The following is a 26572-nucleotide window of genomic DNA, read 5'->3' as shown; positions in this document are numbered from 1 at the left end:
AAAATGTACCGCCCTAAAAGTTCGGGATTAAATACATAATCTAAATCTATTTCATCGGCAATCTTTTAGCATATGTTTCTGTAGACTCCATATCGACTTCCTCATCAGCTAATTTGGAGGTAGGATTACCATAAAATAGGCATTTTCTGAATGCGACTTAAGTAAGTTATTTGAGCGCTGCAACTACTGCAGCCTTTCTTTGCTTAGCAATGGGGATGTGTTGCTCAGAATAATTTAAAACTAGGTATCCAGAATCCAAATTGAGAATACGGGTTACATGGGCCTTATTGATAAGGTGAGATTGGTGGCATCTAATGAATCCGTATGGAGTGAGCATTTCATCGTATTCATATAATGGTTTTGAAATTAAGTGTTCAGTACCGTCAGTTAAAAAAAAGGTGGTATAGTTGTTTGAGGAGAAACATCTAACGATTTCATGAATAGGTACTAGATATGTCTCTTTCAAAGAGGGCAATGCAATTTTAGCTCGAACATCGATATGTTTATCCTCAAGAAGGCTGAAGAGGTTTGCCAGTCGCGTATGTTGTTTCTTTTTGCCAACTGAGCTGATTATTTTTTGAACAGCGCTTTTGAGTTCCTTAACGTTGATAGGCTTTAGTAGGTAATCGAGCGCTGAAAACTTTATTGCCTTGATTCCGTAAACATCATAAGCGGTTACAAACACAACCTCAAATTCTAAATTATCTAAAGACCTCAAAAAATCGAATCCATTCTCGAATGGCATTTCAATATCAAGAAAGACAACCTCAGGATTAAAAGTTTTGACCAGATGTCTTGCCTCTTGAGCGCTTTGTGCTGTGGCAATTATCTCAATTTCAGGGCAATGTTGATGTAACAATGCTTGAAGATTATTTACATTCATTTCCTCGTCGTCAATGATTATTGTCCTTATCATTTTATGTATTTATCCAGTTATGAAATGTTATAATAATTTGCGTACCAAAATCCGTTTTGATTTCCAGTTCTATGAGTTGGGTCCTGTCTAATTTATTTATTGCATCAATGCGTTTTCTTGTTAGTGACAATCCGTATCCTGAAAGCGTATTAGCATCTTGCCATACTCCATTATCCTCAATAATTATAGCAAACGTATGGTCTTGCTCTCCCTGCTTACATAAAATCTTTAATATACCGGTTTCCCTCAGATTAGCAATACCATGTTTTACCGCATTTTCTACCACAGGTTGAATAATCATGGTTGGAATTTCAATTTCAGCAGGGCGTAATTCAGGATCAATCAAAACACTCCAGGTGAAGTTGAATCTTAAGGCCTCCAAACGCATATATATTCCCATCATTTCCAGTTCTTCTCCAAGATTGCTAAAAAGACTCTCGCTATTTGCCAGTGTCTTTCTCAGAAGCATACTAAATTCCTGAAGGTAGAAATTTGCATCTTCAATACGACCGGTATTAATTAAACCTTGAATAGCGCTTAGCGCATTAAAAGTAAAATGTGGATTAAGTAGTGACTGTAGCCGAATCGCAGCATCTTCCATTCGTTGTTGCCTATCTTTCGAGATTCCTAGCAGTTTACTCATATTTCGGGTAATGAACAGTAGGATAATTATTACCATAACGACACCTATTAAGCCGTAAGTTATGACAGATTTATACCAATAAGGCTTTATCTTGATATAAACCACCACTGGAACCTCTTTTTGTATTGAATAACTTAGTAGGAGTCTATATGATGTGTTTGCTTCAACAGGTAACTCATCCAAGGCGTGAAGAAATTTCCCGACTAGTTCTTCTTTTGTTTCAAGGTTTCTAAGGTTGTAGTCTATGCTGAGGTCTGTAAAATCGCTCCGCTCCACAACCCTCAAACTTATTTTGTTTCTTGCTGATAAACTAAACCCTCCACTCATATTTTTATCAGAAAAGGTATCCCATAGCGATTTACTTTTACTATTAGGGTCAAAAAAACTTACCTTTGGAATTAAGATCGGCCTTTTGATAATATATTTAAAAATAAGTAGGTTTGTTTCACGCTGCAGAATCTCAATAATATATTCTTGTCCTGGCAAAAGGTAAATCTTTATACCTTGTATTACTTGATCCATTCCGCTGGTTACCTGTTGAGCGTTGACCGTGTCACCAAGATTAAAATATCTTTTCACATATAGTCTTGAGCCTGACATCCCCAAGGATTGCTTTGATTGAATTTTGATAAACCCCCCGGCAGTAGTGACATGAAAGTTATTTCCATCTGAAACCATTTTAACCTGCCCTGCTCCATGCTCTTGAGGCTCAATACGCAGAATGCCGGACTTTCCATGCAAATCTTGCGGAGCGGCAACTGCTTGAAAATATAGAAACAAAAAGAGCAACGATAACAAAAATTTATTTATTTTCATTTTAATATTTTATGCTGTGGTACTCAACTATAACCCATTAGGTCAGGCTTACCTTTGAGTTTCAACAATCGCAATCATGGCATCTAGTTCACTGGTAAGCTCACTCTCACTTTTAAACCCTGCCGTAAAAAACTTTAACTGACCCTTTTTATCAATAAGTACTTTACTTGGGATTCCGGTAACATTGTACGCCTTCGCTATTTGAAATTCCTGAGTATTTTTAACAGGACTATCTATTAAAACATTCATTGGAAATCCATTTTTCTTAACATATGAATTGATTCTTACAGCTGAGTCTTCACCCGGCTCCATAGTGGCTACGAATAAAAAAACAACTTCCGGGTGTGCGCGGCTCGCTTTTTCCATTGCTGGCATAGATGCAATACAAGGAGCGCACCAGGTGGCCCAGAAATCCAAGAGCACAATCTTTCCTCTTAAGTCTTTTAAAGCTACTTTATTTCCCTTTAAATTCAACATCGTAAAATCAGGAGCTGGAGTATTTGTCATCATTTTTTTAAGGAGTTCCTTTTCAGTGTTGCTCCGGCCATCCCTTTCTATTGAATCGAGAAAATGCGAAGCATCAGAAGGATTGCCAATTTTTCTTACGGTCAAATCCTCAAGCAAGGTTTTCATTTTTGCGGTAAGCTTTCCTAATCTTGCACGTGCCAATAACATATTGAATAATTTATCCTGTTCTCCCAATTTAGATAATAATTCCATACGGAGCTCCCATGACGATTGCGAAATATCTTCAGGCTTTACATTTTTTAGGGCTTTCTCTTCATAAAACAGTGCCTGTTCGGTTTTACCTGAAGCGTGCAGGGTTATTGCATAAGTCTCGTAGTAAGGGTAAGCTGCCATACGCATAAACCTGTCCCAGTCCTCGGCAGGAAAGTCTGTGGGCCTGGCTAGTATATTGTCCTTGTAGGCATCGTATAGTTTCACGGTCCTTTCAGCTAGGAAATTGGCATAACTCAGCTGAACGCCTTTTTTGAACAAACTCTCAGCCGCCATGTTAAGGTAGGAAGTCTGATTGAACTTATTTTTTATCCGGCCGATATAGTATTCAAATTTAATTAAATTGGATGACCGTAAAAAAGATAAGGCCACCTCACCATGGAGTATATCTATTTGCTCCATATTGTGAACCGTATCAAGCTTCATTGAGCTGATTATCGAACGAAGTGCCAAAACGTTTTTTTCCGGATTCCGTTCCTTCGTCATCAACATAACCTGGCTCGAAAATTTAGGCTTTTCTTGAGCGCTTAATAAATAAATTTGGCAAATAAGTACTGACAGCAATAAAGGGACTTTGATGTTCATAACAAGTAATTTCGGTGTTCTAAAGTGCATATAATTTGCATCGAAGTTAGTAAACAATAAACCTCTGAAAAGCCCAAATGTGAATTCCTACAGTTTCAATGTGAATTCGATAATTTTTCTATAATCAAAAACAAAATAGTACACTTTGATATATCGTTGGTTAGTTCATGTAGAGCTGCGTTGGCATTGCTCTTGAAGTAATTTGATAAAATTACTTTATCTCCTGATAAGCAAAAAACGTGTATAATCAAGATAAAAAATGCTATTAACTGGATTTCTTTGAAATCCCATTATTCAACAGCGGTTAAAGCATGATTGCCCAATTTATACTGAAGCATAGATTTGGTTAAGCAAACATCGGTTTATCAAACCCTTTGCATTTACCGCTTAGAAACCGGAAGTTGAATCTTATTCATGTACCGGATTATCATTATATCCCGATAATCACAAGACCCAACCATTGTAAGCTTTGGAAGTTACAGTTTCTTATAAACACTTTGAGTTTCTGTATAATTTCCTTAAGTCCTTAAAGCAATAAGACACATTCATTTTAATCCAATAACCAAACTTAAAATCTAATTGACTGTTATTGCTTGATGAAAGATATCGATTTAATTGAAGTTAAGGATTGTTCAATAAGCTTTGATAATTTAAGGCTCCACTATCTTGAATCGGGCACGGGACCAGTAATCCTTCTTGTGGCGGGGTTCCCACAAAGTTGTTATGCATGGCGAAAGGTTATTCCGCTTTTAGCAAATAAATATCGTGTGATCGCATTGGATCTTCCAGGACAGGGTGACTCGGACAAGCCTCCCGGAGGATATGATACCCAGACTACTGCCGAACGAATTCATGGGTTCGTCGAAAAACTTGGTCTTGAAAATTTCCTTTACGTAGGACATGATATCGGCGCCTGGGTCGGCTATGCCTTTGGACATCTATATGCAAGCTCCCTTAGAGGAATCGTCCTTTTGGATGCAAATATTCCGGGAGTGACCCTCCAGGATACTATTACACTTGGGCCTGATAATTGGCGAAATTGGCACTTTCTGTTCAATCCCATTGCTGATCTTCCAGAAGCATTGCTAGCAGGTCGAGAGCGAATTTTGATCGAATGGTTCTTTAAAAATAAGGCCTTGAATTACCGAGATACATTTACAGAGCTGGATCTTGATGAATATACAAGAGTATATTCAGCGCTAGGGGGCATGAGGGGGATGCTAGGTTATTATCGCTCAGTGTTGGAGGATATGGAACAGAATCGAGTATTTGGTCAACAACTGCTGAAGATTCCCGTCCTTGCTTTGGGGGGAGATAAGGGTAGCGCGCCGGATTTACATGATAGGATCAAGCAACTCGCCATTGATGTTTACGGCGGGCATATCAAAGATTCTGGTCACTATATTCCAGAGGAACAGCCATTAGCCTTAGTCGAGGAGATTATTGAGTTTGATAGGATTGTTTCGGAAAAATTGCCTCAATCTTGGTAAGCTCAGTACTTAGTTAGATGCGAAATTTTTCAGGAAATGAGGAGGGTAGGTAGCCTCCATGATAGATATTCGTCTCATGTTTTTCTAATATCGCTTGACTTCATAATTCTTAGATATCTTATCAGCTGTGCTTAGTGGATAAAGTCTAGCTTTGAACGAATGTTTTTCAGCAACGATATTCACATAAAATTTAATACATTTTAAGCAAAAAGCGAGCAGGCCCATGGTATGGCCCGTTCGCTTTAATATTTCTCTTCAAATAAAATCAATGGTTACGTTGATGTTGTTGTTTTCTATATCTATCCAGTTATTTTGGTAAAGTGCCCATAAATAGCAGAATATTAGAGCCAATCTCTTTTGCATGGGTTTCTAGAGCAAAATGACCTGTGTCGAAAAATTTCAGATCAGCATTTGGTAAATCTTTCTTGTAGGCCTCCGCTCCTGCAGGCAGAAAATATGGGTCCTTATCTCCCCATACTAATAGCAATTTGGGCTGGTATTTACGGAAATATTTATGAAAATCAGGATACATTGCAACATTGCTTCTGTAATCTTTAACTAAATCCAGTTGAATCTCAATATTTCCAGGTCTATCCAGAAGCTGTTGGTCTAACAAATAGGCCTCTGGCGCAATAAGCGATGGGTCTGATACACCCTGATGATACTGAAACCAAGTTGCCTCTTTCGATACGAAATCCTTCAAGGCATCCCTATTAGCTTGTGAAGGATCTTTCCAGTAACGCTGTATCGGATCCCACTCTTTACTTAGACCTTCCTCATAAGCATTTCCGTTTTGAGATATAATTCCTGTTATCTTATCCGGGTTGGCAACTGCTAAGCGCAGTCCGACCGGTGCACCATAGTCAAAAATGTATATCGCAAAGCGGTCTAGTGTAAGCTGATCTATAAATCCTTGCATAACCTCTGCAAGGTTATCAAAGGTATAATTAAACTCCTTATGATCCGGTGCAGAGGAATTGCCAAAACCGGGAAGGTCAGGTGCAATAACATGATATTTTTCACTTAATTGTGGGATCAGGTTCCTGAACATGTGAGAGGAAGTTGGATAACCATGGAGCAACAACAGTACCGGAGCTTTCTCAGGTCCTGCCTCTCTGTAAAATAATTTAAGGCCGTCTACCGTTACTGAACGGTAATGAATTGAAGTGTCTTTCATCTTTGGATTTATTTTTATTTGCTGTCTAAGATTTGCGGCTGATACGTTCACCATCAATAATATAAATGTAATCAGACCAGCAAAGTGAATCAAGAATTTTCTCATTTTTTTTTAACATGTCAAAATTAAGCCTCATATTTGATTGTACAAAACGATTTAAAGTGATTGTACGAATCATTTTTTATGATAGATAACCATGAACACCAACGACTTTAAAATTTTTCAGGCCGTTGCCGATCTCGGGAGCTTTACCAAGGCCGCTGCAGCTACTTTCACCGTCCAGTCAAATGTGACCGCAAGGATTAAAAGCCTGGAGGACGAATTTGGGGCGGAATTCTTTGTTAGAAATTCTCGAAAGGTAACACTAACTGCTGAGGGTCGAATGTTAATGCCTTATGCCAGACGAATTGTGAAATTGGTTGAGGATGCCAAAAGCAGTGTGATGGGTACAGATAAGGTAAGTGGTACTATAAAAGTGGGCTGTATTGAAACTACAATGGCACTCAAAGTTCCTGAAATTCTCACCAGCTTTGAACACCAATATCCGGATGTAGAGCTTGAGTTCAAGTCCGGTATGAGAGCAGATCTTATCCGCGAAGTGTTGAGTTTTAGCCTTGATGCGGCATTTGTTTCCGGCCCGCTTAATGTTGCAGGTTTAAATGAAGTCAACGTAAAGGAGGAAAATCTGGTTATTATAAATGCGGTCAAGGGTCCAGCGCTTAAGGATCTGCTCAAAATGCAGCCGCTAAAGATCGTCGTCTTCGCTGAGGGATGCGTATTTCGAGCAAGACTTGAGGCCTATCTTAGTTATGCAGGAGTCAACCAATATAAAAGCACTGTGCTGAACTCCATTGAAGGGATAATCAACTTCGTGGAGGCTGGGCTCGGGATTAGCTTAATGCCTGAAGAAGTTATTAACCATTATTATGCGAGTAGGGAAATCAAAACTCATAAATTAACTAAACAGTTAGGAACGATGAATACGGTATTGGTGTTTAGGGAGCAAGAAGAGCAGTCCCTTGCATTAAAGGCATTTATAAAATTGTATCAATAATGGAATACTGTTTTTTATTTTAATAGGTTATTTATTGGATACCCCTTCGAGGCTGGATAACATTAGTCCATGTTCTCATCCAATTAGAATTGGTTGCATGCAGATGATTCTATTGAAGATTGTCAAAAAATGCCATTCTGGTTTTTGGATTTTTCTGGAACGATTTGTAGCACATCCCAGTGCTCCACAATTTTTCCTTGTTGGTCAAACCTGAAAATATCAATCGCTCCATAATCTTTATCTCCCGGCCAATGCTGATAACAATGGATTACCACTAAATCCCCTTCCGAAATTACCCTTTTAAATTCTACCTTTTTCTGTGGAAACTTCGATGCCATTTCCTCAAAGTAATCAATGAAGCCTTTCTTACCATCCTTAACGTGCGGATTATGTTGTATATAGGTATCACCTACATACCTTGCGACCGCCTCCGCAGGTCTTGCCTGATTAAACATTAAATCATAAAAAGCTAGGGCGTTATCCTTATTTGTTTGAGACATGATGTATCTAAATAATTATCAATCCGTTTATATTCTGGTAAGATCCTGTATTCTCGGTTTAGCCGCTAGGTTGTCTAATTACAAAATGTATACCAGCACTTTTTAGCTCCTTCTAGCGAAAAGTTATTAGACCATTTTTAGTTATAACCATTCTGGCTAGCGCTATTGATCACCTTTTTGCTTTAATAGTACTTCTGTGTTCCTGTCCCCACCCGGATAATACAGTGATTACGGGCGTTACAGATTCTCCATATTCGGTTAAGGAATAGGTTACCGAAATAGGGGCTGACTCCGATACAGACCGCTCTATAAGCACATTTATCTCCAGTTCTTTAAGTTCTCTGCTTAATACTTTCCCGGATATGCCACTAACATCACGAAGAATCTCGGAGTATCTGCGAGGTCCAAATAACAGGCACGTTATTATGGAGATTTTCCATTTCCCGCCCAATACATCCATTGCATCATGCACACCCATGATTGCCATCTTACAATCATGGCTCGGAGTTGCGGTTATCTTTAACATTTTGTCATGGTTACCTATTTGTCACTGATACTTATTGTCTGTTGGTGACAAAAGTAAACAAAATTTGCTGAGTTTTGCGACAACAAAAAATTATAAAAATGAAATTATTAGAAAATCTGAAATGGCGATATGCTACCAAAAAATTCAATGACCAAAAAGTCTCTTCTGAGGAAATAGATAAGCTGATTGAGGCTATTAATCTCTCTGCATCTTCCACAGGTATCCAACCATACCGGATAGTCATCATTCAAAACCAGGCATTGAGGAAGGAGTTGGGTGAAGGTTCCTTCAATAGCCAAATTATCGATTGCTCACACCTCATCGTTTTTGCTGCCTATGAAAAAGTAACCCTGGAGCATATCGAGGGCTATATGAACCGGATTGCAAATCGTAGAGAGATTCCTGTTGAGAGTTTAGGGGACTTTAAACTCGCATTAGTTAACGGTTTGCTCAGTATGAGCGATGATCAAAGCCATATATGGGCAGCAAAGCAAGCCTATATTGGCCTTGGAACAGCGCTGATAGCAGCAGCAGAGCTGAAAATTGATGCAACCCCTATGGAAGGTTTCGATGCTGGTAGGTTCGATGATTTGTTAGGTCTTAATAAATCAGGTCTTAAATCCGTTGTCACCCTTGCTATAGGATATAGGGACGAAAAGACTGACCCATACGCTAATTTGAAAAAAGTAAGGCTTTCAGTTCAGGATTTTGCTAGCTCTATCGGGTAATATCCTTCAGCATTCAAAAATACACATGTACTTTTGCTTCAAAACCAAATTGAATACGATTGATAGTGTTCAATTTGGTTTAATAGGATTACATTTTAATCGTCTTTTTTGAAATTTTCTATTTTGATAACAGATACTCATGTGCTGTTACTTATCGTTCGAAGAGGAGCACTCAATCGAGTCAAGTTTTGTAACATATTCTTTTCCAGGTATATTAAGGTATCCTTAAAGGTGTCTAACTTACCAGCCAAGTATGCTTACCAGAATTTAAATGCAATCCAAATCAACATTCTTTACTGCTGTTTAAAATAAGTATAAACAGATGTATAAGCTTGAGAGTTTTGCATTCGACCAGTATCACTCCATTTGATTTTCTAGGTATGTTTTATCTTTTTATTTGTGTTCAATCTACCGGGAAAACCATTTTTAAGTTTCTTACTGGGTTGCGTATCATTGGAGTGTACCCTTAGCTATTTTGAGCATTCCGTCTTCCAGGTTTTTTGAACGGTATGATACTTATCTATTAATTATATTTCATTTGAGGCGGTCAGGATTACTGGCCTCGAAGAAGTTACCAGTATAGTGTGTTCATGTTGGGCCACAAATCCGCCTCTGCTTCCAGTAAAAGTCCAGCCATCTGATTCTGTCTTTATACGTGTAGATTTGGTAGAGATGAAGGTCTCAATAGCGACCACCGAATCTTTTTGAAATCGCCTTACAGTATCATATCGGTCATAATAATTCATTATCGCATCCGGTTCCTCATGCAATGATCGTCCAATTCCATGACCTCCTAAATCTCTGATAACAGTAAATCCTTTTTTCTTTGCTTTGCTTTCCATTACTTTTCCAATATCGGCTATTCTCACTCCACTACTGATTTTTGAAATGGCTTCCAGTAAGATCTTTTTCGAAGTATCAACGAGATCTTGCAAACCCTGAATATCTTCGCCTATAATGAATGAGCATCCATTATCAGACCAAAAGCCATTTAATTCGGCAGAGACATCGATGTTAATGATATCACCGTTTTTTAGTATGACCCGATCAGATGGTACTCCATGGGCAAATGCGTGATTAACGCTGATGCAGCTGTAGCCGGGAAAGGCGTAGGTCTCATAAGGGGCAGACTTTGCACCAAATCCTTCTAATATCTCCCTTCCATAATTATCTATCTCTTTGGTCGACATGCCTATCCTCGCAAATGCCTTCATTTTTTTCAAGGTTTGCCCCACCACATCACTTACTGCATTCATTCCTTGGCGCTCTATTTCGGTTCTGATAATCATAGGTATTAATAGTTTTTTTTCCAAATCTATGGCTATTAAAATTTTGCTCATAGTAAATTTTAGACACAGAATATTTTTCATGACGATAGTTTTACCCTAGATTTGTAAAATGCCTATAGACTATTTGCAAAAGATACACACCAGAACATTCAGTACGGATGCTTATAGAATTGATCCTTGTAGTGAAAACAATGCTGTGATAGAAGGGTTCTATGTCTTTAACAAAGATCCAAAGGAGGTCAAACAGCTTATTTTCAATGACGGATTTCCTGTTCTTGTATTTCTTCAGAACGATAGCCATTCCATAACGGTTACCAGCATGAATGATACCTATCAAATTAAAGCGGCTTGGGCAAGTGCAGGTCCGATTAAGAATTCTTATATTCAATACAACGACAACACCAAACAGACGCTTATAGTCCGATTCTTTCCCGGAGCGTTTAATAATTTATTTGGGCTGAATGCCCAATATTTTAAAGATAGTCCCATTGCTCCATTTGAACATATCGCAAGCAAATGCTATTTCAATTTGGGAGCGTTTTTTGACTGTAAAACAATTGAAAAAAAAATCGATTTTATTGGAAGCTTTGTTCATAGGCGTGCTTCCAGAGATGTTATGTCTGGCCCCTTAAGCAAAATATTAGAACATATTAAAATAATGAAGGGGAATGCTATGGTATTAGGCCTGACCAATAATGCAGGCGTTAGCTACAAGTGGCTGGAACGAAATTTCTCCAGGAGTATCGGAATCTTGCCCAAGGATTTTCTTCAACTCCAGCGCTTTATCCATGCCTATCTGGATTTAGTTGATGCTAATGATGTTGATTTAACCCATATTGCCATCTCATATGGCTATTATGATGCTAATCATTTCCTGAAAGACTTTAAATCCTATACCGGAAAATCGCCGATGGATTATCTAAAGTCTCGCTTCTAGTACTTTAATGAGGTATGTAATGGGGTGAAATAGCAACAGCATTGATTAGCAGAGATGGATATCCTGTTCTGCACACACCATTTATTTCAGCCACTTAGCTTATCAAATGATTCCTTGAGGGAATGTTCAAATGTAATGACATTTATGTATCTTAGCAGTACAAATCAAACATGCCAGTTTATGATACATATGAAGAGGGTAAACTGATTGCACTTTTGCGCTCGGGTGATGAATCTGCGTTCAATCAAATTTATAAACGCTATTGGAAGAAAATATTTGTGCTTGCCACAAATGCCCTGGGAAGCGTCGAGGAAGGCGAGGAATGTGTTCAGGATATCTTCTGTAGCATATGGCTTCGAAGAGAGTCACTTTTTCTTAAATATTCACTTTATACTTATTTAGCTGTAGCTGTTAAGTATCGCGTGATTAATATCCTGGACAAAAGATACAGAAAACGTCAGAAAATGGAGGGTATATTGATGCACCACCTTCCAGGCTTCTCCGCTTCTGCTGACATAGCGATACTGGAAAAAGAGCTCATGGCAAAACTTGAAGCATCGGTTGCCCGGTTACCTGAAAAATGCCGTATAGTTTATAGGATGAGTAGGGAAGAAGGTAAGACCCATCGCCAGATTGCGCAGGAGCTTACCATTTCAGAAAAGACTGTAAATAATCATTTGACCAAAGCCATTAAGGACATATCCGGTAATCTAGGCGGCGGTCTTCATTTTATAATCATTGCTGGGGTCCTTCGGGATATTATTTGAAAAAGCTGAATCTCTCCCAAGAACAGTGTACAATTAATTATATTGCCTTCATCAAAATTTTCTCTGAAATTATTGGATAAACCATGGAGCTCTTAAGGGCTTATAATGCGTTTTTCGAAAGCTAGAGCTTAATCAAGCGTCTAATATTAAATATATACATCTAATTGTCGCCTCACTGAAAAATAATTATATTGATTTTAGCAACTGCTTTAATTACTTTTAGCTGGTAAAATAACAAGGACAGACCATCCAGTACTGTCCATTGTATCCCTAATTAAACTATGAATAAAACAATGATCGCGCTATTGTTTCACTTGAATTTATTTACCAAATGCTTGCAAACCGGTTTTCAAAAACATCTGATAGTTCGCTATTTCATAATCTGCACCTTGAGGAGGTCCTAACAATGTCTCTGTTTTTGGATCAAGCAATACATAAAATGGTTGTGAATTGGAGTGGAATTTTTGGATTTGTAATTCGCTCCATTTCTTGCCAATAGTGTTCAGTTTTTTTCCTTCAGCTGAGATTATAATGTCTTCAGGAGCCAGTTCAGATTTATCATCGACATACAACTGTATGAGTACATACTCATTGCTAATCATCTTATAAACAATTTTATCGGACCAGACATTAGCTTCCATTTTTCTGCAGTTCACACAGGCATGACCAGTGAAGTCGATAAGAATAGGTTTATTTAATCGCTTAGCAGCCGCTAGCCCTTCATTATAATCGAAATAAGCATCTAACTTTAAAGGAGCATGGAATTTGTCTTGGTATTTATGCCTTTCACCATTTGCTGCTTTATGTTTTGGATTCAGAAGTCCAGCAGTGTACAGATCAAAATCCTGTGTTTCCTGGGGAGGAAGAAAAGCAGATATACTCTTTAGGGGTGCACCCCACATTCCAGGAACAAGATAGACGGTAAAAGCTAAAATTATGATAGCAAGAAATAATCTTGGTACAGAGATAAAGGTCATTGGACTATCATGGATGAATCTAAGTTTTCCTAAAAGATAGATTCCCAACATCCCGAAAATAATTACCCAAAGGCTTAGGAATATTTCCCGGTCAAACCACTCCCAGTGATAGGCCAAGTCTACGTTACTTAAGAATTTTAGGGCAAAGGCTAGTTCAAGAAAACCAAGCACTACTTTCACACTATTAAGCCAACCTCCAGATTTAGGCAATCTGTTCATCGCTGATGGAAATAGCGCAAACAGAACAAATGGGATGGCCAGTGCCAAAGAGAAGCCAAACATTCCTACCGCGGGGCCTAACAAAGCGCCCGTTGTGGCTGCCTGTACCAACAAGGTGCCAATTATTGGTCCTGTACAAGAGAAAGAGACTAGGGTCAAAGTTCCTGCCATAAAAAATAAACCTGCTACTCCACTTTTATCAGAACCACTATCCATTTTATTTATCCAAGAAGAGGGAAGGGTAATTTCGTAAGCGCCAAAAAAGGATGCGGCGAAAGAAACCAATAATAAAAAAAAGCAGAAATTGAAAATCCCGTTGGTGGATAAGCTATTCAGCGCATCAGCACCGAAAATAATGGTAACGAGCAGACCAAGTACAACATAGATCAGGATAATTAAAAAACCGTAAAGCCCCGCACGCCGAAAAGCTTTACCTTTAGTTGAGCCTTTTGTAAAGAAGCTTACCGTTAAAGGCAGCATGGGGAAAATGCAAGGCATCAGCAGTGCTGCTACACCACCAACAAAGCCTGCGATAAAAATTTCCCATAAGGTTTTGTGATCATCTTTGGGCTGGAAAACATTCTTGGGATGTTCGATTGAATGTTCAATTATAGTCGCGCTTGTATCGGTACCTTTAAGAGTGCTGTCAACTAATTCTGGATTTATTTCCGTAAATGTGAGGTCTTTGATGCTAGTGTTATCCTGTGCGGACACATTTGAACACATCAAATAAGCGAATAGCAGTCCGAGAAAGGCTTTCTTTATGAATTTCATTCAGCTTAAATTACTTTACCAGAATACTAAAATCTACTTCTTCAGGTGGCAGACATTGTTTATCATCGCATGCCATAAATTCAACCCGGCCTTTCACATATACAGGCATGGTTTTTAACTTCATCTTTTGTTGAAACACAACCGATTTTTCAAAATAACTCACATTCATTTTGAAACTAGATTCATATTTTGTAGTGGCTTTTGGTTCGATTGTAGGGCCGATAAGACTATAGGTATTATGTACTGGGAAGGTAATAGCCGTCTTGACTGGACCTCCAGCTTTGACAAATTGTGAGTATATATGCCATCCTTGATCCATGGTAGCCTTAATAAATATGGTTGCTGTGGAAGGGCCTGTTCTTTTTGCAGCGTAACTCCAGCTTACTGGTTTAAGGATTTGAGAATATGCGCAAAGATTAATAAAGCATATGGCGTAGAAGAAAATAATGATTTTTTTCATGTTATGGTTCAATAGTTTATAATGTTGATGGTTATAATCTGCTAAAGACTTGATACTCGATAAAATTGACTTCCGGACTCAGATATCCCGCTTTTATAGGTTCCTCTCTCATTAAATCGGTACTTAAATACTTCTTGTTACTATCTGGAAAAATGGTCACCACACAACTTTTTATTCCCAATTTTTGCTGTTGTTTTATCGCCCCGATTACATTTGCACCAGAAGATATACCAACCGCCAAACCCAGTTGTTTGGCAAGTCTTTGTGCCATTAGTATTGCATCGCCGTCACTTACCTGTAGTACTTCATCCAACTCACTGAGTTTAATGATTTCAGGAACGAATTCATCTGAGATTCCCTGAATCCTATGACTTCCTACTTTGTAGCCAGAGGTTAACGTTGGTGATTCCGCTGGCTCTATCGGATGTATTTTAATATTCGGGTTTCGTTTTTTGAGAAAATTACCTACGCCCATTATCGTGCCACCCGTACCTACACCAGCGACAAATGCATCGGGAGAAATGTTTTTTAAACGCAATTGTTCCCAGATTTCTTTCCCTGTGGTGTATTCGTGTGCTTCTGGGTTGGCTATGTTTTCGAATTGTTTGGGCAAGAATATATTGGGATTGTGTGCTGCCATTTTTTCGGCTAGCTTGATACTACCAATAAAGCCGCCGCCTTCCTTGCTTACAAGAATAGTATCGGCGCCTAAACTTTTAATAATGTCCATGCGCTCTTTACTCAACCAGTTTGGCATAATGATCGTAACAGGATGACCTAATGCCTTACCTATTGCAGCAAACGCAATACCAGTATTGCCACTGGTAGCCTCCACAATCCATTCACCACCCTTAATTGTACCCTGGGAATAAGCTTCTCTTAAGGTATGCAGCGCCATTTGGTCTTTAATGCTTCCGGTGAGATTATACTGTTCGCATTTTACATAGATTTTTCTCAAGCTACCTTTGAAAGTATAGATAAGTTCGAGCATTGGGGTGTTGCCAATCAAAAGGGATAAATGCTCAAATTTTGCGTGAATTGCAGAAAAGGTTTTGCTTGCCGTTATTGTCCTCATTAGATAGGTTAGCGTAGATGTTGGTTAGACTTTTACAATTTTTAGTTTGGTAAAACTGATGATTATAAATATTTAAATCAATGATTCTAGTTAATTCCAGAAATTTTCTGTTTTTTTACAATAATTTTATTCTTTTTTTCAGATTTGGAATTCTTTTAGAACTTATATTATCTTTTTTTTTATTTCTTAATAACATGATACAAGGTGACTTAGACGAACTTGATGTTAAGATCTTGAAATTGCTGCAACATGATGCTTCTTTAACCCATAAAGAAATAGCAATTAAGCTTTACAAATCAATCGCAACCATCCACGAACGGATAAGAAAATTGAAAGAACAGGGCTACATTAAAAGGATAGTCGCCATACTGGACCGAAAGAAAATTAATAGAAATTTGGTAGCATTTTCTCATGTATTATTGAAGGAGCATACCGCTAAAACTTTAATTGAGTTCGAGACGGAGGTCTCAAAGTTTGATGAAGTGATGGAATGTTTGCAGATGACCGGGGCTCATGATTTTATACTCCGCATTGCAACTAAAGATATGGACGCCTATCACGAATTTCTGCGCAATAAGTTAGCCACATTGCCTAATATTACAACTGTTCAAAGTTATTTTGTACTCTCAGAGCCAAAAAGCGAAACCGCTTATCCCATTTAAAGGATGCTGTCTTTACACGGTCTTCGTAAACATTTCTTGTGGTCTGCGAAACTCAAATCTAGATCTATTTATCCCTGCAGATAATATTTATCCTCTTGGATGAATCATATACACATCTCCTATTGAGGAACAATGTTTTTGTAGTAATATGCTTTGAACAAAACGCTTTTTATAAATTAGTTAGCATTTTAACGCGCAAAGGCATTTCAAAAGAGCATTAGCTTTTAATTAAATCAATATTAGAATCCATTTCGCGAATGGGATTCTTATAAAGAAAATACTGTGTTCGATGAGGAATGCCTGCACCAAAGAAAATTCAATAGGTTAATCGAAACAGAAATCAGCAAAACAGAATTATTAGAGAGTCTAAATGTAAATCTCAGGAGGCATTAGTGAGAAATTTTATGCTAAATGATTCTTTCCCAAAGTTTTCGTCTTTCCTTAAGTTATCTATTTATGGCAAAAATTTATCTGAAAATAGCTACTTTAAGCTTTTGGTGCAAAAATATTTATAATTTGACTAGGTATCTTCTTGATTTATATAGACTATTGTTTAAAATAGTAAATTATGGACAAGGAATTTACAGATGAATATTTAGAAAAGTTAGCATTTAGGTTTAAAGAAGGTTTGCTTACTCCTCAGGAGCAGATGGATTTCGATGTTTGGTATCAAATGCAAGTTGAGAAAGAATTAAATCTGTCCGAATCTGAAATAGATAATGAGGAACAACTTGAAGCGAAGTTATATCATTCTATATTGAGAAGACTTGAACTTAAACGGGCTAAAAACATTCAGAAACGTTATAAGCTGTTTCCCCATATTGCAGTGGCAGCGTCTGTCTTGATGGTGGTGATGGCCTCAACATTTTTCTATTATATCAAAACTCAGGGTTTAGTTAATAAAATGGCAGTTGCGGATGATATTAAACCCGGTCGCAATGGTGCAACACTCACTTTGGCAAATGGACAAAAAATACACATCACCGAAACTTTGAATGGAAGAATTGCCGCTCAATCAGGGGTGGTGATTAGTAAATCTAACAAAGGAGAAATTGTGTATGACATATCTGGAACGAAAACTGAAAGTGTTGAATATAATATCCTGGAGACTTCTCGCGGCGAACAGACCAAATTACGTTTGCCTGATGGATCACTTGTTTTTTTAAATGCCTCTTCCACCTTGAGGTTTCCGGCATCCTTTACAAATATGAAAAGGCGAATAGTGGAACTGTCAGGAGAAGGTTATTTTGAAATTGCAAAAGATAAAAATCATCCTTTTATCGTAAAAACAGATTTACAACAGGTTGAAGTTCTGGGTACTCAATTTAACATTAATTCATATAAAGATGAGCCAGACTTGAGAACTGCACTTGTAGAAGGCAGCATTAAATTGACAACTCAAAAAATGAATGTTACTCTACGGCCTGGCCAGCAGGCAGTTCTTAGAGATAGCAAAATTAATATAAGGATAGCGGATACCGATCAAATAATCGCCTGGAAAAATAATGAATTTGTATTTAAAGGCGATGATTTTAGGGCCAACATGCGAAAAATTTCTCGGTGGTATGATATCGATGTGATATACGAACCCAACGCACCGGATAATTTTATGCTTGGAGGATTCTTGTCGCAATCGAGAAGTCTTTCCGAAGTGCTGAAACTTTTGGAAAACACAGACAAAGTACACTTTCGACGAGAGGGTCGTAAAGTCTATGTAAGCAGGTAACATCAATAATCAACAAACCAAACTAACTAACTAAACCAAATGATCAGACATTTACGACAGGAAAGCTAAGGCTAAAAAACCAAATCCCGATCGGGATCGGGATTGGTCGATGTTTGGCATCGTCAATTATATAATCAACTTCTTATGCAGCTGCCCAATGCGTGGAACCAGTGGGGAAACTGCTAAACCAAAACCACTCAAATGTATAAAAAATATATTATGAATATTGGTATGTCCTGTCGGCATGCCACTAAAATATGGCTCATTATGCGACTAACTACCGTGATCCTGATGGCTATGCTCTTGCAGGTCAATGCTGCCAGTCTTGCTCAGAAAGTTACCCTTCATCATAAGCAAGCCCCATTGGAGAAAATCTTCCGGGAGATTCATAATCAAACTGGTTATGATTTCTTGTATGATAAAGATCTTTTGGACAGTAAGCGCTTTATCACCATCGATATTGTTGACCATACAATTGAACAGGCATTAATTCGCTGCCTGAGCAATCAATCATTGCAATTCTCAATCCGGGATAAGACTGTCTTTATTAAAGAAAAAACTATCCTGTCCTTAATCGCAGATGCACTTGAATCAATAACCATTCAGGGAAAGGTGCTTGACGATAAAGGATTCCCGCTCCCCGGGGCAACAGTAAAGGTGGTCGGAACGAATAAACAAACAATATCGGATGGCCAAGGCAACTTTTCCCTTTCAGGAGTCAACACAGACGCCTTTATTGAAATCAGTTACATCGGATATAACACCGCCCTACTTAAAGCAAGGAAGGAGATAAGAGTTTTATTGTCGATTAAAAGTAGAGAATTGTCCGAAGTGGTAATCAATAAAGGGTATTATAAAGAATCTCAGCTGCTTTCTACTGGAAATAGTATTAGCATTTCGGCAAAAGACATCGAAAAACAGCCAGTTGTGAACCCCTTGTTGGCTCTGCAAGGAAGAGTTGCCGGTTTACAGATTACGCAGAACAGCGGAGTTGCCAATAGTTCAATCAACATCCTAATAAGGGGAAGATCTTCCTTAAATGCCGCAGTGGCTAATAACCCTTTATATGTGATCGATGGCGTGCCCATTCAGTCGCTTCTGCTGGGCGATGTCCTGGGTAATAATGGAGGAACCGGCGTGAATGCATCTAGCCCCCAAGGCAATCCACTTAATTACATCAATCCGAATGATATAGCAAGCATTGATATTTTAAAAGATGCAGATGCCACTGCAATATATGGTTCCAGAGGAGGAAACGGTGTTATTCTAATTACCACCAAGAAGGGTAAACCAGGAAAGCTCTCGATGAGCGCCAATCTGAGTCATGGAATTTCCCAGGCTCCAGATCCCCTTGATCTCATGAATACCCAGCAATACCTTCAGATGAGACGCGAGGCATTTATCAATGATGGACTTGTCGTGCCGAATATTATAACCACACCAAGTGATGCCAATTTTGATGTCAATGGAACATGGGACACGAGTAGATATACAGATTGGCAGAAAGACCTCATAGGTAATACGGCCTCCTACACAAATCTAAACTTATCGTTTTCTGGTGGAAGCGAGGCGGTTCAGTATAGCCTGAGGGGAACTTTCAACAGGCAAGGAAGTCTTTTTCCAGGGACTTTCGATGATAAAAGAGGCGCATTGAATTTTAGTCTGACCGCCTATTCTGCTGATCGCAAACTTAAAATTGATTTCTCTGCAAACATGCTTAACGATTTTAATCGCAATGCCCAGAGTGACCTCACACCTTTCACCCTGGCTACTCCAAACGCGCCGAAATCCTTCAATGATGATGGAACACTCAATTTTGGTGGCGTGAGGTCGGATAATGAAAATAACCCTTACAGCTATACTTTAAGGACCTATAATAATAAAACAAATAATACGGTTGTTAGCATTCGTCCCTCTTATAACATAGCAAAAGGACTTATGGCTAGTGCTAACATCGGCTATACGGACCTAATATCGGATATCAAAATTTTACAGCCATCGGCCAGTTATTCTCCGTTGTATCTTTCGCTTGCTCCTGTTTATAATATCGTAGTCACTAAGAACCGTCAGAAAACTTGGATAGTGGAGCCCCAATTGAGTTATGATTATACGGTAAACAAATTGAAATTATCCGCGCTGGTGGGAACAACATTTCAAAAATCCGATAATCAGGGTAATTATACAGCTGGATCCAACTTCGTCAGTGATCAACTCATCGGCAATATTGCAAATGCAGGGACTTTGGTTACCGCAGATGCCGGATCCTATAAATATAACTATAACGCAGTTTACGGGCGCGTCAATGTAAATCTGGCGGATAAATATGTGCTTAACCTTACAGGAAGAAGGGATGGTTCATCCAAGTTTGGGCCTGGCAACCAGTTCGGAAATTTTTATTCCGTGGGTGCAGCCTGGATATTTTCCTCTGAGAAATTTATCAGTGAAAATCTTGGTGTGCTAAGTGCTGGAAAACTCCGTTCGAGTTTCGGGGTGACTGGTAATGACGGAATTGGGAATTATGCTTTTTATGACCTTTACTCACGCAGGACTAATACCTATCAGGGACTAACAGGTTTTGTGCCCACTGCACTTGCAAATCCGGACGTATCCTGGGAAAGGAACGCGAAAATGGAATTCGGCATTGATTTGGGTTTTTTTAAAGACCGTATTAGCATATCCGGCTCATATTACCGGAATACCAGTTCCAATCAGTTATTAGCTTACCGCTTGCCGGGAATGACAGGTTTTACCGCTATCAATAATTACAACTTCCCTGCAACTGTTGAAAACTCCGGATGGGAAGGCATCCTGAACACACAAAATATAGTCGCTAAAAATTTTAGATGGAACTCCTCGTTCAACATTTCCATAAACAGGAACAAGCTATTAAAATTTGATAATCTAAGCAGTTCGAGCTATGCCAATTCACTTGAAATTGGTCAACCGGTTTCGGGTCGGGAGCTTGCCTGGATATCAACAGGTGTAGACCCTACAACAGGCCTTTACACAACATTACGAAGAGACGGAACGTCCGGATCTACCGCTGGTACAAATGTAAGTGTCGCCAATACAACCTATCAGACAACCTGGATGAACACTCTACCGAAATTTTTTGGTGGCTTAAACAACAGCTTCCAGTATAAGAATTTGCAGCTCGATATATTCCTTCAGTTTGTCAAACAGACAGGCACCCAGTACTTGTAGAACCCAGTTCAAAATTGAAATAACCTGGGGCATTTTGCAGGACGCTGAGCCTAGCAGCTATACTTTCCACAACAAAAATACCAATAAGCTCAATGAGTCCTTATCAGAGATTGGCTCCATAAGCGCAGAGGAAATCCGTACCGTGGTGAACAGATATCTCAATCCAAATAACAGAGTTGTGCTGTATTACCTTCCAAAGAAATAAGTATGAAAAGAATATTGTTAATAGCCAGTGCAATACTGTTCGTTCAGTTTTCCCGGGCACAGACATTAAACAGGAGTCAAAGGCCGAAGCCTGGTCCGATCCCTGTAATCCAAATTGCAGATCCGGTGGTTTTTAAGCTTGAAAACGGGATAACCGTAATGGTGGTTGAAAACCACAAACTTCCGAAAATTTATGCTGGTTATAGTATAGACGTGGGGCCAATTACAGAAGGAAGCAAAGCCGGCATGATTCGACTACTAAGCGGTATGATGAATGAAGGAACAGAACTTAATTCCAAGCTAGTATTCGACGAAAGAATTGATCAGATGGGCGCGGAGGTCAGTGCCTTCGCCTCTGGGGGGCAGGCATCAGCGATGACTGAATACTTTGAGGCTACTTTCTTGCTCATGGCAGAAGCGATTAGAAGACCGGCTTTTTCACAAGCTTCCTTTGATAAACTCAAGTCCCAGGCGCTTACCAATTTAAAATCGGATGAAAAAAGTGCCAGCGCCATATCTGCAAGGGTGGTCCGCGCGCTCTCATTTGGTGCTAAACACCCCTATGGTGAGCTGACGACACCGCAGTCCATCAGTCAAATAAGCTTGAATGATATTAAGATTGCCTATAAAAAATATGTCACACCTTCAAGAGGGTATCTGACATTCATCGGAGATATCAAACCAGGGTTGGCAAAGGCCATAGCAATCAAAGCATTTGGTAATTGGAAAGGTGAGATGTTAAAATTTCCTGTGCTTGATAAAGTAGCGAATCCTTTAATAACAGAAATCGATGTGGTCGACCTGCCGAATGCAGTTCAATCAGAAATTACGGTGACCAACCTCATTGAGTTGCCAATGAATAGTCCTGACTATCATGCGGTCCTGCTCGCAAATCAACTTCTGGGAGGAGGGGCGAACGGCAAGCTCTTCAGGAACCTAAGAGAAAAACATGCTTTTACTTATGGTGCTTATTCCAAAACTGGCTCGGGTCGCCTTCAATCTACTTTTAGCGCATTCGCATCAGTAAGGAATGAAAAAGTAGATAGCGCCGTCTTTGAATTTCTAAATGAAATCAAAGTGATGCATACCAATTTGGTCACTCCGGCTGAACTACAGGCAGCTAAAAATCTGTATAATGGAAGTTATGCTTTGAACCTTGAAAACCCAGGCATAGGCGCCGGATTTGCAAGTTCAATATTGATTAATGGTCTTTCAAAGGATTTTTATCAGATGTTTCTTCAAAAATTGAACGCAGTGAGCTCAGCTGACGTGCTCAGAGTTAGTAAAAAATATTTTAAAAGTGAGCAGAACAGAATTATAATTGTTGGGAAAGCTAATGCTTTTTTACCAGGACTCAAGGCTTCGGGGTTTGAAATCAAAACCTTTGACAGCTATGCCAACCCAGTCAATACCAATTAATGATTATAGATCAATATTATTTATTCATTGCATTGCTCTTCTACATTCGTTGCTAGCAGCCAGATTATTTTCACTTCTGAAACGCGTTAATATGGATAGCGATTTCTATTGACATAAGCAACACTAATCTATCAATACCTCATCATTAGTAAATTTGCTATATATTATAAATGATCACTTTGGATACAATAAAAAATAAATTAAATGTCGACATGACTATGAAAAGCAGTCAGATCCTAATCAACGGAAAATCATTTCATGTGCTCGAAAAGGGTATAGGTCCTGCTGTTCTTTTTTGCCACGGCTTTCCTGACACGGCACGAGGATGGATCTCACAGATGGAGGCTTTAGCAAACGCTGGTTACTATACGATTGCTCTAGATATGAGGGGTTTCGGGGAAAGTTATGCGCCCGTTATGGTATCGGAATATTCGGCATTGCAAATTGTTGGAGATCTCATAGGGGTGTTGGACGCCTTAAAAATCCCAAGGGCAGTATTAGTAGGACATGATTGGGGTGCAGATCATGCCCAAAGAGCCGTACTCATGCGGCCAGACCGGTTTGTAGGGCTGGCAAGCCTGAGCATCCCATTTGCACCCCGAGGAAAAATAAGTATGTGGGATGAACTTCGTCAGAGAGGTTTAGAGAATTTATATTATGCTTTTGGCATGATGAAGGAAGGTGCAGAAATGGATTTTTTACCATCCAGGAAATCAATTCCAAGCATTTTGTACTGGCTATCAGCTAGCCCACCCGAGGGGGATAGGTGGGATCCTATCAATCCGGCCAGACATATGTTACGCGATGCTGATATACTAAAGCCTGAATGGGCTGATAGTGAATATATTAGATATACCATTCGAGCGTTTGAGAAAAGTGGGTTTCAGGGTGGATTGAACCATTATCGCGGTGCGCAACTAACCTTTGATCTCATGCCTGCCTTTAAAGATGCGGTTATTCGTCAACCTTCAATTTATATCTGGGGTGAAGCAGATGGGCTGTGCAATTTTTTTCACCCGAATGACCCCACATTAGAAGATCTCAGCACTATTCACCCGGGGATTGTTAAAGTCGTCAAACTCTTAAAGGTTGGCCATTTCCCTCATCTGGAAGCTCCAGAACGAGTAAGCCAAGAACTAATTGAATTTCTCGGTATGATTTATTACTAACTATAGATTGAAATTTCGAAGTTTCGACAAATTCATTCTGTTTACAATATTTTATGATAAACGATCATCAATATAACAATTCGGTCCATTCCCTTCATTCAGCCATTCGGGATGGAAGCACTCAAATGCTAAAGGGATTATTGCAAACCGGTATCAATGTAAACCATTATGACCCTGAAGGACTAACCCCACTTATGCTTGCCTCTGGATATGGACAATCAGCCATCGTAGAGATGCTCCTTAACGAAGGCGCAAATGTACATCTAGTGGATTTCGTAATGGGTACAACAGCATTGCATAAGGGGGCCCAATCCGGAAATCCGGAGGTTATCTTGATGCTCATCGACCGAGGTATATTCATCGACCAGCAATCTGCAGTTTTGGGAAATACTGCACTTATGGATGCTATACTTTATAAACACGTGGAGATTGCTCGTTTACTTATTGAATTGGGAGCAAGACTCTCAATTCGTAATTATTGGAACCAGGACGCCAGTGATCTTGCCCAAAAGGAAGGTCTTCAGGATATTGTTGATGAGATAGATAGCAATTATAAAAAACGAAGTGAGGAGGTTGCAACATTACAACTTATCCCCGCTATTAAATCAGGTAATATTTCTCAAGTTAAAAAAGCGCTCGAAAGCGGTGCTTCAGTTGAAGAGCGTTTTCCGATAATAGGGAGTATTGATGATGATTATAGTGCGCTTGGGATTGCAGTACGGGAAGGAACTGAAGAGGTCATCCGTTTACTCCTCGAGGCTGGAGCAGATCCATGGAAACCCACGGGACTTATGAGAGGGACTTCCATGCACGAGGCAGCTTTTGCCGGGCGTTCACAAGTAATAAATGCCATTTTACAAATATCCGCTCTTAGAGGCATACTACCCGATGTAGATGCTCAAGGCCCCTACAATGGATTAACAGCATTACATGATGCAGTATGGCACGGGCATCTAGGCGCGGTAAAGGCATTAGTGGATGCCGGCGCCAATTTGCACCTTACCACTCATTCAGGGATGACACCACTTTTGCTCGCAAGGCATTATGGATATGATGATATTTGCAAATTCCTGACCGGCAACGTTAAGACAAATAGTTAGATCAAAAGATTAAGATGCTATTAGCCTTTTGGGGATAGCACTGAAAAAGTGCTCATTTAAGCTGATTACCTTTAAACTGTCTTGGATTTAGGTTAGGTTGATTCTAACTTAAATACAAGACAGTTTAGCTATATCACGGCTTTAGGGTTGATAGTTTCTTTTCATATTCTTGCAGAGACATTTTGCCTGAGCCAAAATCTATTTCAAGTACGGCAATCTGCTCGGCGTTCGTTAAACTTCTATTGTAGATTTGCTCAAGACGTTGAGCTTCATCACCTGCAGGTTTAAGAATGTTCTGCCTTAAAGTAAAAGCATCAAAATATCTCAGGCCAAATTTTCGCAGAGACGCCGCATCAAAATGTAGACCGTCAGGATTGGCACTAAGTTGAGAGGCAGTTACGAAGAAACAATGAGGATTTTGACTGCTAAATCCCAGAAGGGCTTCATTTATAAGCTTATATTCTGTAAAATAGGGTCCATATCTCCCTTCGCTTAAATAATCACCCAGATCACCGCTTATAAAAGGAATATCAGGCTCGCCAAGTTGCTCGCGTAAGGCTTCCACGAAGGCTGAAAGTCGCAACGCATAATTAGAAAAGCGGCCCGCAAAGCTATCATTTTCACCTTGATGCCATATAATACCTTGCAATTTACTAGAGCGCTGTGCAAGCTTTGCTTGAAATAGTGCATTCTCAAAGAGTACACCACCCACTGACCAATCTTCCAGGCTACTTCCGCCTTCGGCGCAGGGAATCAAGCCAATTTGTTTATCTGGATTGTTGGCACACCAAGCTCCAGCAAATGAGGCTGCGAGTCCTATCCCCGAGGTTGGTCTATCAGGATTGATAGGTTCCCACATCACCTGCCAGCGGCCATTAATTAGAACATGAATGTTTTGGTTATAAATGGGTTTAACATCTTTCAGAAATCCTCTACCAGCCATATTTGACTGTCCAATCATCAAAAAGGAATTCAGTGTATCTTTCATAATATATAGTTTTGTTTTATTTTACTTGACCTTCTCATAGGTCCAAATGCTTGTTAGTACAGGACGTCTGTTCATAGAATTTAATTGATTCTGCCGAGCTAGGGGCAGCCATTTATTTATACTAAATGGAGGATAATGTTTTGCATCAAACCTGCTGCCGGTTTTATTTTCACTAAAATGATGTTCTGAAATCGATTCATCTCATTTTTAGTAAATAGCATGCTATATCAACGGATGAATCGCATGATTTAGCGTGCTGACTCTTAAAAAATCTATTTTGCTCATGAATTTAATCGCTCATTAATTTTATTTCGCATAAGGATGCAAAACTAAATGAATATTCATTGATTTAAAAAATCAAACATTTACTCGCTATTAATACTTAGTGATCTGAGCATAATTTAATCTGACTGGAATACACGAGGTTGA

22 protein-coding genes and 1 pseudogene are annotated in these 26572 nt (G+C 39.2%); 12 read left to right on the top strand and 11 right to left on the bottom strand.

Translation table 11 applies throughout. The annotated features are described in order from the left end of the window. Positions 1-166: 166 nt before the first annotated feature. Genes ACFOWA_RS01435 through ACFOWA_RS01425 form a run of 3 tightly spaced genes read right to left on the bottom strand, consistent with a single transcriptional unit; the run spans position 167 to position 3698 of the window. On the bottom strand, positions 167-916 hold the full coding sequence (locus ACFOWA_RS01435) for a LytR/AlgR family response regulator transcription factor (protein WP_154282978.1): 750 nt from the start codon (positions 914-916) through the stop codon (positions 167-169). Position 917: 1 nt separating this feature from the next. Then, complete coding sequence (locus ACFOWA_RS01430) at positions 918-2375, bottom strand: sensor histidine kinase (RefSeq protein ID WP_154282979.1); 1458 nt, start codon at positions 2373-2375, stop codon at positions 918-920. Between the two features lie 48 nt (positions 2376-2423). After that, positions 2424-3698 carry a TlpA family protein disulfide reductase gene (locus tag ACFOWA_RS01425; RefSeq protein WP_378981087.1) on the bottom strand — a complete coding sequence of 425 codons (1275 nt, stop codon included), beginning with the start codon at positions 3696-3698 and terminating at the stop codon, positions 2424-2426. Between the two features lie 596 nt (positions 3699-4294). On the opposite strand from ACFOWA_RS01425, the gene ACFOWA_RS01420 reads away from it, so the two are divergent. Next, a complete protein-coding gene (locus tag ACFOWA_RS01420; RefSeq protein ID WP_154283260.1) occupies positions 4295-5188 on the top strand; it encodes an alpha/beta fold hydrolase in 894 nt (297 codons plus the stop codon). A 307-nt stretch (positions 5189-5495) separates the two neighbouring features. Here the strand turns inward: ACFOWA_RS01420 and ACFOWA_RS01415 are convergent, their stop codons facing one another. Further along, on the bottom strand, positions 5496-6419 hold the full coding sequence (locus ACFOWA_RS01415) for an alpha/beta fold hydrolase (RefSeq protein WP_378981084.1): 924 nt from the start codon (positions 6417-6419) through the stop codon (positions 5496-5498). Between the two features lie 142 nt (positions 6420-6561). Here ACFOWA_RS01415 and ACFOWA_RS01410 point away from each other — a divergent pair, with 142 nt between their 5' ends. Further along, positions 6562-7419 (top strand): LysR family transcriptional regulator, encoded by an 858-nt coding sequence (locus tag ACFOWA_RS01410; protein WP_154283258.1) that lies wholly within the window; start codon positions 6562-6564, stop codon positions 7417-7419. Between the two features lie 122 nt (positions 7420-7541). On the opposite strand, the gene ACFOWA_RS01405 is transcribed toward ACFOWA_RS01410, so the two are convergent. Both ACFOWA_RS01405 and ACFOWA_RS01400 read right to left on the bottom strand, forming a co-directional pair. Further along, entirely contained in the window at positions 7542-7919 is a 378-nt protein-coding gene (locus ACFOWA_RS01405) for a nuclear transport factor 2 family protein (protein ID WP_154283257.1), read from the bottom strand. Positions 7920-8088: 169 nt separating this feature from the next. After that, on the bottom strand, positions 8089-8379 hold the full coding sequence (locus ACFOWA_RS01400) for a winged helix-turn-helix transcriptional regulator (RefSeq protein ID WP_378981216.1): 291 nt from the start codon (positions 8377-8379) through the stop codon (positions 8089-8091). A 164-nt stretch (positions 8380-8543) separates the two neighbouring features. Here ACFOWA_RS01400 and ACFOWA_RS01395 point away from each other — a divergent pair, with 164 nt between their 5' ends. Beyond that, positions 8544-9173: an NAD(P)H-dependent oxidoreductase gene (locus ACFOWA_RS01395; RefSeq protein WP_154283256.1), complete on the top strand. Its 630-nt coding sequence runs from the start codon at positions 8544-8546 to the stop codon at positions 9171-9173. 527 nt (positions 9174-9700) lie between these two features. Here ACFOWA_RS01395 and map read toward each other — a convergent pair. Further along, positions 9701-10513 carry a type I methionyl aminopeptidase gene (gene map / locus ACFOWA_RS01390; protein ID WP_378981081.1) on the bottom strand — a complete coding sequence of 271 codons (813 nt, stop codon included), beginning with the start codon at positions 10511-10513 and terminating at the stop codon, positions 9701-9703. 58 nt (positions 10514-10571) lie between these two features. Between map and ACFOWA_RS01385 the strand changes: the two genes are divergently transcribed. Both ACFOWA_RS01385 and ACFOWA_RS01380 read left to right on the top strand, forming a co-directional pair. Next, positions 10572-11399 carry a helix-turn-helix domain-containing protein gene (locus tag ACFOWA_RS01385; RefSeq protein WP_154283254.1) on the top strand — a complete coding sequence of 276 codons (828 nt, stop codon included), beginning with the start codon at positions 10572-10574 and terminating at the stop codon, positions 11397-11399. A 170-nt stretch (positions 11400-11569) separates the two neighbouring features. After that, positions 11570-12166 (top strand): RNA polymerase sigma-70 factor, encoded by a 597-nt coding sequence (locus ACFOWA_RS01380; RefSeq protein WP_378981079.1) that lies wholly within the window; start codon positions 11570-11572, stop codon positions 12164-12166. 320 nt (positions 12167-12486) lie between these two features. Here ACFOWA_RS01380 and ACFOWA_RS01375 read toward each other — a convergent pair whose 3' ends face one another. Genes ACFOWA_RS01375 through ACFOWA_RS01365 form a run of 3 tightly spaced genes read right to left on the bottom strand, consistent with a single transcriptional unit; the run spans position 12487 to position 15671 of the window. Further along, positions 12487-14136 (bottom strand): protein-disulfide reductase DsbD family protein, encoded by a 1650-nt coding sequence (locus tag ACFOWA_RS01375; RefSeq protein WP_378981077.1) that lies wholly within the window; start codon positions 14134-14136, stop codon positions 12487-12489. 10 nt (positions 14137-14146) lie between these two features. Continuing rightward, positions 14147-14596 carry a protein-disulfide reductase DsbD domain-containing protein gene (locus ACFOWA_RS01370; protein ID WP_378981075.1) on the bottom strand — a complete coding sequence of 150 codons (450 nt, stop codon included), beginning with the start codon at positions 14594-14596 and terminating at the stop codon, positions 14147-14149. A 31-nt stretch (positions 14597-14627) separates the two neighbouring features. Beyond that, entirely contained in the window at positions 14628-15671 is a 1044-nt protein-coding gene (locus tag ACFOWA_RS01365; protein WP_378981073.1) for a PLP-dependent cysteine synthase family protein, read from the bottom strand. A gap of 194 nt (positions 15672-15865) precedes the next feature. Here ACFOWA_RS01365 and ACFOWA_RS01360 point away from each other — a divergent pair, with 194 nt between their 5' ends. The 7 genes and pseudogenes from ACFOWA_RS01360 (at position 15866) to ACFOWA_RS01330 (ending at position 25155) form a co-directional block, all read left to right on the top strand. After that, on the top strand, positions 15866-16333 hold the full coding sequence (locus tag ACFOWA_RS01360; protein WP_378981071.1) for an Lrp/AsnC family transcriptional regulator: 468 nt from the start codon (positions 15866-15868) through the stop codon (positions 16331-16333). 568 nt (positions 16334-16901) lie between these two features. After that, complete coding sequence (locus ACFOWA_RS01355) at positions 16902-18059, top strand: FecR family protein (RefSeq protein WP_378981069.1); 1158 nt, start codon at positions 16902-16904, stop codon at positions 18057-18059. Positions 18060-18260: 201 nt separating this feature from the next. Next, positions 18261-21263 carry a SusC/RagA family TonB-linked outer membrane protein gene (locus ACFOWA_RS01350; protein ID WP_378981067.1) on the top strand — a complete coding sequence of 1001 codons (3003 nt, stop codon included), beginning with the start codon at positions 18261-18263 and terminating at the stop codon, positions 21261-21263. Positions 21264-21470: 207 nt separating this feature from the next. Further along, positions 21471-22886, top strand: coding sequence for a M16 family metallopeptidase (locus ACFOWA_RS01345; protein WP_378981065.1), 1416 nt, complete (start codon positions 21471-21473; stop codon positions 22884-22886). Positions 22887-23065: 179 nt separating this feature from the next. After that, positions 23066-24055, top strand: coding sequence for an alpha/beta fold hydrolase (locus tag ACFOWA_RS01340; protein ID WP_378981063.1), 990 nt, complete (start codon positions 23066-23068; stop codon positions 24053-24055). Between the two features lie 50 nt (positions 24056-24105). Beyond that, positions 24106-24339 (top strand): annotated as a pseudogene (locus tag ACFOWA_RS01335) (ankyrin repeat domain-containing protein); the annotation flags it as partial. Beyond that, positions 24334-25155 (top strand): ankyrin repeat domain-containing protein, encoded by an 822-nt coding sequence (locus ACFOWA_RS01330; RefSeq protein WP_378981214.1) that lies wholly within the window; start codon positions 24334-24336, stop codon positions 25153-25155. The pseudogene ACFOWA_RS01335 and the gene ACFOWA_RS01330, both read left to right, overlap by 6 nt. Before the next feature lie 133 nt (positions 25156-25288). On the opposite strand, the gene ACFOWA_RS01325 is transcribed toward ACFOWA_RS01330, so the two are convergent. Continuing rightward, complete coding sequence (locus ACFOWA_RS01325) at positions 25289-26143, bottom strand: sialate O-acetylesterase (protein ID WP_378981061.1); 855 nt, start codon at positions 26141-26143, stop codon at positions 25289-25291. Positions 26144-26572: the final 429 nt, after the last annotated feature.

Source organism: Pedobacter lithocola (assembly GCF_042650845.1).
GTDB lineage: Bacteria > Bacteroidota > Bacteroidia > Sphingobacteriales > Sphingobacteriaceae > Pedobacter > Pedobacter lithocola.
This window is presented reverse-complemented; position numbering and strand designations above follow the sequence as displayed.